We start from the raw sequence: 13,877 nt of genomic DNA, 5'->3' as shown, positions 1-13,877 counted from the left end.
CATGTGCCTTGCCGTTCCCGCCCTCGTCACCGAGCTCTTGCCCGACAACATGGCCAAGATCAGTCTTGACGGGGTATCGATGACCATCTCTACCGCGCTGGTGAAGAACGTCGCCGTCGGCGATTATGTCATCGTCCACGTCGGCTACGCGTTGTCCAAGGTCGATCCGGATGAGGCAAGACGCACCCTGGATCTACTGGACGAAGCGCGCGGCGTGCCGCTCGCCGCCGGAGGCGCTCGATGAAATATGTCGATGAGTATCGCGACGGCGACAAGGCGCGCGATATCGCCGCCGCCATCGCCGCCGAAGTGCGGCCCGACCGCTCCTACGCCTTCATGGAGTTCTGCGGCGGTCACACGCATGCCATCTCCCGCTACGGCATCGAGGATCTGCTGCCGGCGAACGTGCGCATGATCCATGGTCCCGGCTGTCCCGTCTGCGTGCTGCCGATCGGCCGCATCGACGACGCCATTCGTCTCGCGAGGCGGCCGGAGGTGACGCTCTGCACCTATGCCGACCTGATGCGCGTGCCGGCTTCGGGCGGCCTCAGCCTGATGAAGGCGAAGGCAGCGGGCGCCGACATCCGCATGGTCTATTCCTCGCTCGATGCCATCCGCATCGCCGAGGTCAATCCCGAACGGCAGGTGGTGTTCTTCGCCATCGGTTTCGAGACGACCACGCCGCCGACGGCCGTGGCGCTGAAGGCGGCCGAGGCCAAGGGACTCAAGAACTTCTCCATCTTCTGCAACCATGTGCTGACACCGGTCGCGATGCGCGCCATTCTCGACATGCCGCCAACGCCGGACGAACCGCCGATCGCCATTGAGGGCTTCGTCGGACCGTCCCACGTCTCGACCATCATCGGCATGGAACCCTACGAGATATTCGCCCGCGATTATCGCAAACCGGTGGTCATCGCCGGCTTCGAGCCGCTCGACGTCATGTACGCCATCCTGATGCTGGTGCGTCAGGTCAACGAACAGCGGGCCGAGGTGGAGAACCAGTACATCCGCGCTGTCCGGACGGAAGGCAACCCGGTCGCCATCGATCTGTGCGACGAGGTGTTCGAGCTGCGCGACAGCTTCGAATGGCGAGGGCTCGGCGCTGTGCCAAGAAGCGCACTGAAGCTTCGCGAGGCCTTCGCCTTCTACGATGCCGAGAAACGTTTCACCATCGAGACGCAGCCGGCCGAGGACAATCCCGCTTGCGAGTGCGGCGCCATTCTGCGCGGTCAGAAAAAGCCGGCGGACTGTCGCCTGTTCGGTACCGTCTGCACACCGGAAACGCCGACGGGCGCCTGCATGGTGTCGTCGGAAGGCGCCTGCGCCGCCCATTGGACCTATGGCCGCTTCCGCACTCGCCAGAGCGATGCGGACCTCCGGAGACGCGCATGAGCAAGACCTTCCGCCGCAAACTCGACCTGAAGAACGGGCGGGTCGACATGAGCCACGGTGCCGGCGGCCGAGCCATGGCCGAACTGATTTCCTCGATATTCAAGGATGCCTTCGGCAATGAGTTGCTCGATCAAGGCAACGATCAGGCGAGTTTTCCGACCCCGACCGGCGGTCGCATGGTGATGACGACCGATGGCTATGTGGTGTCGCCGATCTTCTTCCCCGGGGGCGACATCGGATCGCTCGCCGTGCACGGTACGGTCAACGATCTCGCCATGGCCGGCGCGAAGCCGCTCTACCTGTCGGCAAGCTACATCATCGAGGAAGGCTTCCCGCTCGGCGATCTGAAACGCATTGCCGAGTCCATGGGCGCGGCGGCCAAGGCGGCCGGCGTGACGATCGTGACCGGCGACACCAAGGTGGTGGAGCGCGGCAAGGCGGACGGCGTTTTCATCTCGACGGCCGGCGTCGGCGTGGTGCCCGACGGTCTCTCATTGTCAGGCGACAAGGCAAGACCCGGCGACAAGGTGATCGTGTCCGGCTCGATGGGCGATCATGGCGTCGCCATCATGTCGAGCCGCGAGAACCTTACGTTCGAAACGGAAATCCTGTCGGACAGCGCGGCACTCAACGGTCTCGTCGAGGCAATGGTCGCGGCTGCCGGTCCTCACCTCAGGCTGATGCGCGACCCGACGCGCGGCGGACTCGCCGCCACCCTCAATGAGTTGGCTCACCAGTCGGACGTCGGCTTCCGCATTGTCGAGGATCGCATTCCGATCAAGCGTCAGGTAGCCGCCGCCTGCGAGCTCCTGGGGCTTGACCCACTGAACGTCGCCAACGAGGGCAAGCTCGTCGCCGTCGTGGCGGTCGAGGCGGCTGAAGGACTGGTGGAAGCAATGCGGGCCCACCCGCTTGGCGTAGATGCGGCCATCATCGGGGAGACGGTGGAGGACGACCAGCACTTCGTGCAAATGACCACCGGCTTCGGCGGCGGTCGCATCGTCGACTGGTTGGCTGGTGAACAGCTGCCGCGAATCTGCTGAGATATGACGCCGCGGCATCCGTGCAACAGCGCGGCGGCGTCGACCCAACTGAATTGATTGAATACCAACAAACAATTTCCGCGGCGTCGGCGACCCGGTATGGTCTAGGCATCCTTTGAGTCTAGAAAGACAGCCGCTTCGTCCGGTGCCGATGTTGTTCGTGCCGGGAATGCGGGCCCCGCACCAGTGGGAGCGGGTTCGCCGGCGTCGACAGGCGCTTCTCAACGGGCCGATGCGCAAGCGTCGCCATACGTTGATCTCACGGGCCGCCGGAAGCGGTTCGAAACCCGTTCGGGGAACGAAAGTGACAATGCCGATCGCAGCGGCCCTTCTGAGTGTCGCCGGTCTTGCCGGCGTCGCCGTGGTTGCGCCGATCCTCGTCGCCCGGCGAAAGGCTTGGGCGACCTCCATCGTCTACGGAGCGAGCTTCGTTCTCGCCGCCGTATTGCTTCTTTGTGGCCTTTCGGCCCTTCTCGGTGGCAGCGCCTTCCAGGGCTCCGTCCAACTGCCAATCGGCCTGCCATGGATCGGCGCGCATTTCGTGCTCGATCCGCTCAGCGCCGCTTTCCTGATCATCGTCGATTTCGGCGCCATGATCGCCTCGTTCTATGCCATCGGCTACGGTGCCCACGAAGAGGAGCCAGGGCGGGTGCTGCCCTTCTATCCGGCTTTTCTCGCAGGCATGAACCTTGTGGTTCTCTCGGCCGACGCCTTCGGCTTTCTGGTCGCCTGGGAGTTCATGTCGCTCAGCTCCTGGGCGCTGGTCATGGCGCATCATCACGACCCCGAAAACAGGCGTGCCGGCTACGTCTACCTGCTCATGGCATCGTTCGGCACGCTGATGCTGTTGCTTGCCTTCGGCCTGCTGGCCGGACCGAACGGCGACTATGCCTTCTCGGCCATTCGCAGCTTCGAACATATTCCCTGGATCTCCGGGCTCGTGCTGGTGCTGATGCTGCTGGGCGCAGGCTCCAAGGCTGGCCTCGCGCCCTTGCACGTCTGGTTGCCACTCGCCCATCCGGCAGCACCGAGCCATGTATCTGCGCTGATGTCGGGCGTCATGACGAAGGTCGCCGTGTATGCCTTCATCCGCGTCGTTTTCGATCTGGCCGGCGAGCCAGCGTGGTGGTGGGCAGTGACCGTACTGACGCTGGGCGCGGGGTCAGCCGTGCTCGGCGTTCTGCATGCCGTCTTGCAACGCGATCTCAAGCGCCTCCTCGCCTACTCGACGGTCGAAAACGTAGGCATCGTCTTCATCGGCCTCGGACTGGCGCTGGCCTTCAAGACCAACGACATGGCCGGTGCGGCGGCCCTTGCCGTCACGGCCTCGATCTTTCACGCCTTCAACCATTCACTGTTCAAGAGCCTGTTGTTCTTTGGGGCCGGCAACGTGCTGACCGGCTCCGGCGAACGCGATATCGAGAAGCTGGGTGGCCTGGTTCACCGCATGCCTGAAACGGCCTATCTGTTTCTTGGTGGCTGCCTCGCCATTTCCGCCCTGCCCCCACTCAACGGTTTCGTGTCCGAGTGGCTGATCCTGCAGGCGATCCTGCTCAGCCCAGATCTGCCGCAGTGGGCTTTGCGCTTCCTGGTGCCGGCCTCAGGCGCCATGCTGGCGCTTGCAGCGGCCCTCGCGGCCGCCTGCTTCGTGCGGGCCTTCGGCATTACGTTCCTGAGCCGCCCGCGTTCGCCGGCCGCCGAGACGGCGCAAGAGGCCAGCCGCTGGCAAATCCGTGCGATGTACGCACTGATGGCTCTTTGCCTTGTGGCCGGCGTCTTTCCCGGACCGTTTCTCGATGCCCTGTCGCCGGTGTCGCAGTCGCTTGTCGGCGGAGCCATGCCCAAGCAGCCCATCCTGCCACACTTCTCGATCATTCCGATTTCCGAGAGCCGCAGCTCCTATTCCGGCTTCCTGGTGTTCTTCTTCATCCTTATGGCAAGTTGGGCGGCGATTCGTGTCATCCACAACTTCGCCTCGCGAGCCGTACGCCGAGCGCCCCCCTGGGACTGCGGCTTTCCAGATCCCTCGCCGGCAACTCAATACACAGCCGACAGCTTCGCTCAGCCGATCCGTCGTGTGTTCGGTCCGCTCGCCTTCCGGGCCAAGATCGACCAGACGATGCCCCTCCCCGGAGACATGACGCCGGCGCGGCTGACGCTGTCGCTCCGTGATCTGGTCTGGGAGTTTATCTACGCCCCCCTCGAAGGGGCCGTTCTCTACGCTGCCGAACGCCTCAACATTCTGCAGTTCCTGACCATTCGCAGCTATCTCAGCCTCGTATTCGCGGCGCTGGTCCTTCTTCTCGTGCTGGTGGCAACATGGGCCTGATCCTCGCCATCCTCGTCCAGGGCATCCAGATGGTGCTCGTGCTGGCGCTTGCCCCCGGGCTCGTCGGCTTCACCCGCAAGGTGAAGGCGCGCCTTCTCCGGCGAAAGGGCCCCTCGATCCTGCAACCCTATCGCGACCTTCTGCGTCTCGTGCGCAAGGAGGCCGTACTGGCCGACAACGCCTCCTGGCTGTTTCGCAACGCGCCCTACCTGATCTTCGCCACCACCTGGGTCGCCGCGGCGCTTGTCCCGACTTTCGCCGCCGGGCTGCACTTCTCATGGGCGGCCGACCTCATCGCCATTACCGCGCTGCTCGGTTCGGCCCGCTTCTTCCTGGCGCTGGCCGGCATGGATATCGGCACCTCCTTCGGCGGCATAGGATCAAGCCGGGAGATGCTGTTCTCGACGCTGGCCGAGCCGGCGATGATCATGATCGTGTTCACGGTGGCTTTGGTCGCCGGTTCGACCCAGCTGTCGACGGTGGCGGCTTTCATGGTCGACCACAGCACTCTGCGAGTCTCGCTTGGTCTGGCGCTGATTGGCCTGATCATCGTCGCACTGACCGAGAACGCCCGAGTGCCGGTCGACAATCCGGCGACGCATCTCGAACTGACCATGGTGCATGAGGCCATGGTGCTGGAGTACTCGGGGCGGCACCTCGCGGTGATCGAGCTCGCATCCGCACTGAAGCTGCTGCTCTACATCTCGCTGATCGCCTGTATTTTTGCGCCCTGGGGCATGGCTCGCCAGGGCGATGGTCTGGTTGAAATGGCCATCGGCGCGGTCACCTGGGTTGGCAAGCTCGCCGTCGGTGGGTTCCTGATGGTGGTTTTCGAAACGGCGATCGCCAAGATGCGGGTATTCCGCGTGCCGGAGTTCGTCGGCGGGGCATTGATGCTCGGCCTGCTGGGTACGCTGTTGCTGTTCGTCTCGAGGAGCTTCTGATGGAACGCTTCTCACTCGATGCCGCGCATCTGCTCGCCGGAGGCATGGTGCTGGTGAGCTTCATGATGCTCTACCAGAATCGTATCCTCGGCCTTCTCAACGTGTTCGCCGCGCACGCCGTGGTTCTGTCGCTGTCGGTTGCCTGGCAAGCCTACGTCCAAGCGGCGCCGCATCTCTTCGTGACCGCCGCCATCGCACTGATCCTGAAGGCGATCATCATTCCGGTGGCGCTGCATCACATGGTGCTGCGTCTCGGCGTCCATCGCGATATCGAGACGGTTGGCGGTATCGGCCCGACAATGCTGATGGGCATGGGCCTTGTGGCGCTGTCGATGGTCGTCATGCTGCCCGCCGCCGCCGAGGCCGACCCGATCGCCCGCGAGGATCTCGCGCTCGCCCTGTCGGTCATCCTGCTCGGCCTCCTGATGATGGTGACGCGCCAGAACGCCATCAGCCAGGTGGTCGGCTTCATGAGCCTTGAAAACGGTCTGGTTCTCGCCGCGACCGGCGCACGCGGCATGCCGTTGGTGGTCGAAATATCGGTCGCCTTTTCCGTGCTGGTCGCCTTCATCGTCATCGGCGTCTTCCTGTTCCGCATCCGCGAGCGCTTCGACACCATCGACACCCAGGCCCTCGATGACTTCCGGGAGGGCCGGGAATGACCGCCTTTCTCCATCAGCTCCCATTTGCTCCCATCGATGCCGTGCTGGTGGTTCCAGGCATCGCTGCCCTGCTCCTTGCGCTGATTCCGCAGTACAAGCTCGGCGCCCGCATCAACATGCTGGCATCCGGCCTCACCTTCCTGTGCGCATTGACGCTCCTCGTCGAACGCCCCGATCCGGCGGTGAGCTTCCTGTTCGTCGACGATCTCAATGTCGTCTTCGTCGTGCTCGGCACCTTCGTCGGCTTTACCACCTCGATCTTCTCGGCGAGCTATATCGGCCACGAGATCGAGATCGGCCGCCTGAAGCCGGGCTATATCCGCTTCTACCATGGCATGTATCAGGCGCTGTCCTTCTCGATGAATCTCGGGCTGACGGCCAACAACATCGGCCTGATGTGGGTGGCGGTGGAACTCGCCACGCTGACCACCGTACTGATGGTCGGCCTCTACCGAACGCAGGCGGCACTGGAAGCGGCCTGGAAATACTTCATCCTTGGGTCGGTCGGCATTGCGCTGGCCCTGTTCGGCACCATCCTGATCTACATGGCAGCCCGTCCGGTCATCGGCGAGGGCCATGACGCCATGGTATGGACGACGCTGATCGCCAACGCCGCCGCTTTCAGCCCTGAGCTCCTGAACGTCGCCTTCGTGTTCCTCATGCTCGGTTATGGGACGAAGGTCGGCCTCGCGCCATTGCACGCCTGGCTGCCCGACGCCCACGCCGAGGGCCCGACGCCCATCTCCGCAGTCCTCTCCGGCCTGCTCCTCAACGTGGCTCTCTACGCGCTCTTGCGCTTCAAGATGCTGCTTGCCGCCAACCCCTTCGCCGTGGCGCCGGGGCCGCTCCTGGTGACGCTTGGCCTCGTGTCGCTGATCTTCGCGGCCTTCATGCTGTACCTCCGGCGTGACATCAAGCGGCTGTTCGCCTACTCCTCCATCGAGCACATGGGATTGATCGCCTTTGCCTTCGGCATGGGCGGACCGCTCGCCAACTTCGCCGGTCTCTTGCACATGACCATGCATTCACTGACCAAATCGGCGATCTTCTTCGCCGTCGGCCAGGTGGCGCAGGTCAAGGGCACGCAGAAGATCGCCGATATCCGAGGCCTCACGGAGAGCCATCCGACGCTGGGCTGGAGCCTAGTCGTCGGTGTCGCCGCCATCGCCGGCCTGCCGCCCATGGGCATCTTCACAAGCGAGTTTCTGCTGGTGAGCTCGACATTCGCGCGCGAGCCTTTGCTTGCCATACCGCTGGTCATTGGTCTGCTTCTCGCCTTTGGCGCCCTCATCTGGCGACTGACCGGCGTGGCCTTCGGCAAACCGTCGCCAAGCGTCGAGCATACCGGTCGGAGACCGTCGATGCTGCCGCTCATCATTCACCTCGTTTTGGTCCTGATCGCCGGCCTCTATCTACCGGGGCCAGTTGTCGCTTGGTTCCAAAACGTCGCCAGAATGCTGGGGTGAGACCATGAGTACGCTCCGCACTGCCCTTCTGAACACCGCTCTGACCATCGAAGAGCAGAAGCCCTGGCCCCGCATCACCGTCGATGTCGACACCTGGCGACAGGCGACGCTGGCTGTCGCCGCCGGAAACGCCACTCTTTCCGGCCTCTGGGCCGAACCCGGTGCCGTTCACATGGCGCTGCTCGACGATCAGGACGGTGCTCTGACAGTGCTGACCCTCGCAGCGCCCGATGGCCGCTTTCCGTCGGTTGGCCTCACCCACCCACCGGCTCAGCGCCTCGAACGGTCGATCGTCGATCTTTACGGGCTCACTGCAGATGGCATGCCGGATGACCGCCGCTGGCTCGATCATGACCGCTGGGGCGTCCGCAGCCCGCTGGGGTCAATGTCCCAGATCCCGGCCAATGGCTCCCCTTACGCTTTCCTCAAGGCCGAGGGACCGCCGCTGCATCAGATCGCCGTAGGCCCGGTGCACGCAGGCATCATCGAGCCAGGTCATTTCCGCTTTTCGGCCAATGGGGAGATCATCGTTCGCCTCGAGGAGCGGTTGGGCTACGTCCACAAGGGCATTGAAGGACTGCTCACGGACACGACGCTCGAGGCAGCGGCCAAGGTGGTCGCTCGCGTCTCCGGTGACAGCACCGTGGCTTACTCCCTGGCGTTCGCGCGGGCGGCCGAGGCAGCCCTCGGCGTCGGCGTCCCCCAGAGGGCGATCTGGCTTCGCGCCCTGATGGCAGAGCTCGAACGGCTTGCAAACCATCTCGGCGACATCGGCGGCATATGCAACGATGCGGCTTTCGCCCTGATGCTCGCCCATTGCGGCATCCTTCGCGAGGACGTTCTGCGGACCGCGAAGACGGCTTTCGGCCATAGGTTGATGATGGACCGCATCATCCCTGGCGGCGTCACCGACGATCTTCATGATGTTCTGCCCATCAAGACGCTGACCGCTCATATTCGTCAGCGTTTTCCCCGCCTGGTCGAGCTCTACGACAATACGGCCTCGCTGCAGAATCGAACCGTCTCCACGGGCCATCTTGCCACCGGACTCGCCCGCCGCTTCGGCGCCGGAGGGCCAATCGGCCGCGCCTCGGGGCGGCCATTCGACGCTCGCAAGACACCGGGTTACCCCCCTTATGGCGACCTCGACTTCAAGATGGCTGTTCGGGATGCTGGCGATGTCGATGCCCGGATCTGGGTACGCATCGACGAGGTCTATGAAAGCCTCGAACTGATCGAGCAGATCATCGACCGCTTGCCGCCGGGGCCGATCTCCTACCCGCTGGCACCGGCGCTACGCGAACGAAGGGTGCCCCAGGCCGGCGGCCTTGCCAACGAGCCCCACGACACAGCGACGGAAGGGCTGGCCTTGATCGAGGGCTTCCGTGGCGATGTGTTGGTATGGCTCAGGATGGACGAGAGCGGGCGGGTATTGCGAGGTGCCGTTCGCGACCCCTCAGCCTTCCAGTGGCCGCTTCTGGAGGCCGCGATCGAAGGCAATATCGTTGCCGACTTTCCCATCTGCAACAAGTCCTTCAACTGTTCCTATTCCGGCCACGACCTTTGAGACGGACTCTCGACCATGCGTAGAATGTTGCTCGAAGGGCTTTTTCGGCGCCCCGTGACCGAAGGAACACCGACAGTCAACGACGCCGAAGTCGACGCTCTGGCAGAGCGGCTCGGAGTCTCCGCGATGGCGCGCCTCGGCCGCAGCCTGTCCATCCGCGAAGTGGATGCCGGCTCTTGCAACGGCTGCGAGCTGGAGATTCATGCCCTCAACAACAGCTACTACGACGTCGAACGATTTGGCTTGCGCTTCGTCGCCTCGCCCCGCCACGCCGACGTGCTGATGGTGACCGGCCCCGTGACGGCCAATATGCGAGAAGGCCTCGAACGCACCTATGCCGCAACGCCCGCACCCAAATGGGTGGTGGCGGTGGGCGACTGCGCCACCGGTTGTGGGGTGTTCGGCAAAAGCTATGCGGTGATCGGCGCCGTCTCCGACGTCATCCCGGTCGACCTCGTCATTCCGGGGTGTCCACCCGAGCCAATCGACATGCTGAAGGGGTTGATAGACCTTATCGAGGCAAGCGCTCGAAGCTAAAGCCGTCTGCCAAACCACCAGAGGATTAGCGGTTTACGCCAAGCGGCGATTTCAGCTACCGGACCGTAAACTGGTGTCTTGGCGAGCGTGGCAAGATAGGGTCGGACGAAGGCGAGCGGCAGAAAAGCCGGCCTTGCTCTTGGATCGATCTCGGCGAAGGCGGAAAGCGCCTTCTCGAGGTGACCGGTGGCGCTGTCCCTGAGGTTGGCCACAACACCAACCAGTTCATCGGCCTTACGACCGTGGCGCACATCATCCGGTTCGATTCCTGCCGCTTTCAGGAGATCGGCTGGAACGTAAACTTGGTTGCGGCGCGCATGGATCGGCAAGGCGCGCATCAGTCCGGTCATGGCGTAGGCGACGCCGGCATGGCCGGCGGCGTCGGCCCCCTTCGGATCAGCGCCGTCGCAGAGCACCTGCGCCACTTCAAGAAACAAAACCGACGACGTTTCCCCGGCATAGCCTTCGAGATCATTCAGCGTCGGCATGGCATCGTCGTAGAGATCGAATCGTCGCGCCTCCAGAAGATTGACGAAGCCCGATCGTCGCAGCGAGAAGCGGTGAATGGTGTCGATGAGGGCGGCTGCGACAGGATGGCCGGCCACGTCACCCCGCGCCTCTCCCTCGATGGCATCCACCCACCACTGCAAGCGAATCTCGCCGGGCATCGCCTCGTGGATGCTCTCGCGGATGCGCGCGGCCTCGTAGGAAAAGGCGTGGATGGCGAAGGCATGACGGCGTTTGTCGTCGGGGAGAAGCCCGTCGGCAAGCCAGCGGTCTCGATCATGATCGCGAACGAGCCCTTCGCAGTAGCCATAGGCGTCGTCCAGGCGTGCCGACCCCACCATCAGTCGACCGCCAGAAGCGCGGCCGCGAACCGACGTCGTTCGCCAAGCATGACATTGAACAGCCGAACGGCGGCGCCGGTCGACATTGCTTCATGCTTGACGCCGTGCTCGCGCATGGCTTCCACCAGATTGCGCGGAACGGGCACGAGATCCAGACCGGTGCCCACGAGCAGCATATCGAGGTCGGCTGCCTCCTCGAAAACCTGAGCCAGGCTGTCAAGGGTGATATCGGCCGGCGCTACCGCCGACCAGCCATGAACTCCCGACGGCAGGATCAGGATCGATCCGCGGTGGGACATGCCGCCGAATCTGAAACCACCGTTGCCGTAAGCGTCAACCGGCACCTGCTCCGGCAGGTGCTGCTGGCGACGTTCCAGTGCGCGGCCTCGCGGCCCGAACAGCTTCATCGGCGGCGCTCCCGAGAAAACGCGTCCGAAATCACGCCGGCTCGACGGCCTCTTCGGCGTCATCCTCGGCCTTTTTCGTCGATTTGTCTCCAGCCAACTGCGGATCGAGGAAGATCAGAACCGGCGCGGCAATGAAGATCGACGAGTAGGTACCGATCAGAACGCCGAACAGCATCGACGCAGTAAAGGAACGAATCACCTCACCGCCGAAGATGACGAGAGCGGCCAGCGCGATGAGCGTGGTCAGAGCGGTGTTGGTGGTGCGCGTCAGCGTCTGGTTGATGGCGAGGTCGAGCAGAACAACCAGGTTGAGGCGCTTGTACTTGCGCCTCATCTCGCGGATTCGGTCGTAGACCACAACCGTGTCGTTCAACGAGTAGCCGACGATGGTCAGGATTGCAGCGATAGACGACAGGTTGAACTCGACCTGTGTGACAGCGAAGAAGCCGATGGTCAGAACGACGTCGTGCAGCGTCGCGATCACTGCGCCGAGGGAATACTGCCACTCGAATCGGAACCAGACGTAGACCATGATGAGGCCCAGCGCCGAGATGATGCCGAGAATGCCGTTCTGGGCCAGCTCGCCGGAAACGCGCGGGCCGACCATCTCGGTACGCCGATAGTCGACGCTGTCGCCGAGAGACGCCTGGACCTTGGTGACGACGGCAGCCTGTGCCTCGTCTCCGCCTTCCTGACGGGCGATGCGGATCAGCACGTCATCATCGGCGCCGAACGATTGGACCTGGACCTCGCCAAGCCCCAACCCGTTGAGCTGGCTGCGAATCCCTTCTAGATCAGCCGGCCCGGACTTTGTCTGGATCTCCATGAGCGTGCCGCCCTGGAAATCGATGCCGGTGTTCATGCCGTGGGTGTAGAGGACCACGAAGCAGAGAACCGACGCGATGCCGGAGGCGAGGAAGCTCCACTTCCTCCACCGCATGAATGGAATCTTGGTGTCGTCGGGAAACAAGCGAAGCAGGCGCATGATGGAGCCTCAGGGTCCGGATCAGAGCGGAACGACAGACGGCCGCCGATAGCGGACCCAGGTCGCCACCACCAGTCGAGTGAAGGTAATGGCGGTGAACATGGTCGTCACGATGCCGATCACATGGGTAACGGCGAATCCCTTGACGGGACCGGAGCCCATCTGGAACAGCACGATGGCGGCGATCAGCGTGGTGATGTTGGCATCCAGAATGGTGCCGAAGGCGCGACGGAAGCCAGCGTCGATGGCCGAGACCGGCGACCGACCGAGCCTTTGCTCCTCGCGGATACGTTCATAGATCAGCACGTTGCTGTCCACTGCCATGCCCATGGTGAGCACGATGCCGGCGATGCCAGGCAGCGTCAGTGTTGCCTGCAGCACCGTAATGATCGCCATGATCAGGATCAGATTGACCACCAGGGCGAGGTTGGCGAAGATTCCGAACAGACCGTAGGACGCCAGCATGAAGATGACGACGGCGACAGTACCGATCAGCGCGGCGCGCTCGCCGGCAGCGATCGAGTCGGCGCCGAGTCCGGGACCAACCGTGCGCTCCTCGGCGACCGACAGCTTGGCAGGCAACGCACCGGCCCTGAGCAACACGGCGAGGTCGTTGGCGGTTTCAACCGTAAAGTGGCCGGAAATCTGACCGGACCCTTGGGTGATCGGCTCGTTGATGCGTGGCGCCGAAATGATCTCGTCATCGAGCACGATCGCAAACAGCCGACCGACATTGTCGGTTGTCACCTGGGCGAACTTACGGGCGCCGGACGTCGACAGGCGGAAAGAAACCACCGGCTCGTTGGTCTGGCTCTGGAAGGATGTCTGCGCGTCAGTGAGGTCCTCACCGGTCATCAACGGCGTCTCGTCGACCACCATCGGCATGCCGCCTTCCTTCTGCTTGAGAAGGATCTCACCAGGAGGCAGGTTGCCCTTGGCGGCTTCGTCGGCCGACACGTTGAGGTCGACCAGATGGAAGGTCATCTGGGCGGTACGACCGATGATGTTCTTGAGGCGCGCCGGATCCTTTTCGCCCGGGGCTTCGACCAGAATGCGATCGGAACCCTGCCGCTGGATGGACGGCTCGACGGCCCCCATCTGGTCGACGCGTCGACGAATGACCTCGATCGACTGCTGAACGACGGTTCCTAGCCTCTTGTCCAACCCGGTTTCCGAGAACCCAAGGCGCATCAGGCCATCGGAGCCCTGATCGAACTGAAACTCGGTGACAGCGGCTCCACCTAGAGCGCCGGTCGACAGCGGATTGAGCAGATTGCCCAGGCGCTTCGCGGCTTCGTCCACTTTGTCGGCGTCGCGAATCTTGAGTTGGACGACATCGCCCTGAATGCCGAGACCGGTGTAGCCGATGCGCGGATCTTCACGCATGGCCTGACGAATGTCGCCCTCAAGCGCCTTGAGCCGCTTCTGCTTATAGTCGTTCACGTCGACCTGATAGAGCAGGTAGACGCCGCCCTGCAGGTCGAGGCCGAGCACCACTTGCCGTCCCGGGAGCCACGAGGGCCAGTAATTCTTGATCTGGTCCGAGGACAGGTAGTTGGGAATTAGGACCACGAGGGCGACGAAAATCGTCAGAAGAATCGTGGTTACCTTCCAGCGGGAAAAATAGAGCATTTGCTGCCTCGGACCTTATTGGCCGAAAGCGGGCAACCGTGCTGCCCGCTGTCCATGTCGTG

Annotated in this window: 13 protein-coding genes; 9 read left to right on the top strand and 4 right to left on the bottom strand. The window is 63.4% G+C overall.

Annotated features, from left to right (window positions below; translation table 11 throughout):
* Position 1 precedes the first annotated feature (1 nt).
* The 9 genes from M4J40_RS00790 (at position 2) to M4J40_RS00750 (ending at position 9,943) form a co-directional block, all read left to right on the top strand.
* Positions 2–244 carry a HypC/HybG/HupF family hydrogenase formation chaperone gene (locus M4J40_RS00790; RefSeq protein WP_251751306.1) on the top strand — a complete coding sequence of 81 codons (243 nt, stop codon included), beginning with the start codon at positions 2–4 and terminating at the stop codon, positions 242–244.
* Complete coding sequence (gene hypD / locus M4J40_RS00785; protein WP_251751305.1) at positions 241–1,395, top strand: hydrogenase formation protein HypD; 1,155 nt, start codon at positions 241–243, stop codon at positions 1,393–1,395. Before M4J40_RS00790 ends, hypD begins: the two co-directional genes overlap by 4 nt.
* Positions 1,392–2,438, top strand: coding sequence for a hydrogenase expression/formation protein HypE (gene hypE / locus M4J40_RS00780; protein ID WP_251751303.1), 1,047 nt, complete (start codon positions 1,392–1,394; stop codon positions 2,436–2,438). Before hypD ends, hypE begins: the two co-directional genes overlap by 4 nt.
* A gap of 310 nt (positions 2,439–2,748) precedes the next feature.
* On the top strand, positions 2,749–4,767 hold the full coding sequence (hyfB, locus tag M4J40_RS00775) for a hydrogenase 4 subunit B (RefSeq protein WP_251751301.1): 2,019 nt from the start codon (positions 2,749–2,751) through the stop codon (positions 4,765–4,767).
* Positions 4,758–5,711: a respiratory chain complex I subunit 1 family protein gene (locus M4J40_RS00770; protein WP_251751300.1), complete on the top strand. Its 954-nt coding sequence runs from the start codon at positions 4,758–4,760 to the stop codon at positions 5,709–5,711. The genes hyfB and M4J40_RS00770 overlap by 10 nt, the downstream gene beginning before the upstream one ends.
* Positions 5,711–6,373: a hydrogenase-4 component E gene (locus M4J40_RS00765; RefSeq protein WP_251751299.1), complete on the top strand. Its 663-nt coding sequence runs from the start codon at positions 5,711–5,713 to the stop codon at positions 6,371–6,373. Before M4J40_RS00770 ends, M4J40_RS00765 begins: the two co-directional genes overlap by 1 nt.
* Positions 6,370–7,839 (top strand): hydrogenase 4 subunit F, encoded by a 1,470-nt coding sequence (locus M4J40_RS00760; RefSeq protein WP_251751297.1) that lies wholly within the window; start codon positions 6,370–6,372, stop codon positions 7,837–7,839. Before M4J40_RS00765 ends, M4J40_RS00760 begins: the two co-directional genes overlap by 4 nt.
* 4 nt (positions 7,840–7,843) lie before the next feature.
* Positions 7,844–9,406, top strand: coding sequence for an NADH-quinone oxidoreductase subunit C (locus M4J40_RS00755; RefSeq protein ID WP_251751296.1), 1,563 nt, complete (start codon positions 7,844–7,846; stop codon positions 9,404–9,406).
* Between the two features lie 15 nt (positions 9,407–9,421).
* Entirely contained in the window at positions 9,422–9,943 is a 522-nt protein-coding gene (locus M4J40_RS00750; RefSeq protein WP_251751295.1) for an NADH-quinone oxidoreductase subunit B family protein, read from the top strand.
* On the opposite strand, the gene M4J40_RS00745 is transcribed toward M4J40_RS00750, so the two are convergent.
* The 4 genes from M4J40_RS00745 to secD are packed head-to-tail and all read right to left on the bottom strand — an operon-like array spanning position 9,940 to position 13,815.
* On the bottom strand, positions 9,940–10,791 hold the full coding sequence (locus tag M4J40_RS00745) for a phytoene/squalene synthase family protein (RefSeq protein WP_251751293.1): 852 nt from the start codon (positions 10,789–10,791) through the stop codon (positions 9,940–9,942). The genes M4J40_RS00750 and M4J40_RS00745 overlap by 4 nt on opposite strands.
* Complete coding sequence (locus M4J40_RS00740; protein WP_251751291.1) at positions 10,791–11,198, bottom strand: Mth938-like domain-containing protein; 408 nt, start codon at positions 11,196–11,198, stop codon at positions 10,791–10,793. The genes M4J40_RS00745 and M4J40_RS00740 overlap by 1 nt, the downstream gene beginning before the upstream one ends.
* A 31-nt stretch (positions 11,199–11,229) precedes the next feature.
* A complete protein-coding gene (secF, locus tag M4J40_RS00735) occupies positions 11,230–12,183 on the bottom strand; it encodes a protein translocase subunit SecF (protein ID WP_251751290.1) in 954 nt (317 codons plus the stop codon).
* A 21-nt stretch (positions 12,184–12,204) separates the two neighbouring features.
* Entirely contained in the window at positions 12,205–13,815 is a 1,611-nt protein-coding gene (secD, locus tag M4J40_RS00730; protein WP_251751288.1) for a protein translocase subunit SecD, read from the bottom strand.
* Between the last annotated feature and the right edge of the window lie 62 nt (positions 13,816–13,877).

It is taken from the genome of Pleomorphomonas sp. JP5 (genome assembly GCF_023721815.1).
In the GTDB taxonomy this organism is placed as follows: Bacteria; Pseudomonadota; Alphaproteobacteria; order Rhizobiales; family Pleomorphomonadaceae; genus Pleomorphomonas.
Note: the sequence above shows the minus strand (reverse complement) of the source record. Positions and strands in the feature narration are given on the sequence as shown.

Coding starts and splice junctions, on each gene's coding strand:
- M4J40_RS00790 (WP_251751306.1), top strand. CDS start 2: ATGTGCCTTGCCGTTCCCGCCCTCGTCACCGAGCTCTTGCCCGACAAC.
- hypD (WP_251751305.1), top strand. CDS start 241: ATGAAATATGTCGATGAGTATCGCGACGGCGACAAGGCGCGCGATATC.
- hypE (WP_251751303.1), top strand. CDS start 1,392: ATGAGCAAGACCTTCCGCCGCAAACTCGACCTGAAGAACGGGCGGGTC.
- hyfB (WP_251751301.1), top strand. CDS start 2,749: ATGCCGATCGCAGCGGCCCTTCTGAGTGTCGCCGGTCTTGCCGGCGTC.
- M4J40_RS00770 (WP_251751300.1), top strand. CDS start 4,758: ATGGGCCTGATCCTCGCCATCCTCGTCCAGGGCATCCAGATGGTGCTC.
- M4J40_RS00765 (WP_251751299.1), top strand. CDS start 5,711: ATGGAACGCTTCTCACTCGATGCCGCGCATCTGCTCGCCGGAGGCATG.
- M4J40_RS00760 (WP_251751297.1), top strand. CDS start 6,370: ATGACCGCCTTTCTCCATCAGCTCCCATTTGCTCCCATCGATGCCGTG.
- M4J40_RS00755 (WP_251751296.1), top strand. CDS start 7,844: ATGAGTACGCTCCGCACTGCCCTTCTGAACACCGCTCTGACCATCGAA.
- M4J40_RS00750 (WP_251751295.1), top strand. CDS start 9,422: ATGCGTAGAATGTTGCTCGAAGGGCTTTTTCGGCGCCCCGTGACCGAA.
- M4J40_RS00745 (WP_251751293.1), bottom strand. CDS start 10,791: ATGGTGGGGTCGGCACGCCTGGACGACGCCTATGGCTACTGCGAAGGG.
- M4J40_RS00740 (WP_251751291.1), bottom strand. CDS start 11,198: ATGAAGCTGTTCGGGCCGCGAGGCCGCGCACTGGAACGTCGCCAGCAG.
- secF (WP_251751290.1), bottom strand. CDS start 12,183: ATGCGCCTGCTTCGCTTGTTTCCCGACGACACCAAGATTCCATTCATG.
- secD (WP_251751288.1), bottom strand. CDS start 13,815: ATGCTCTATTTTTCCCGCTGGAAGGTAACCACGATTCTTCTGACGATT.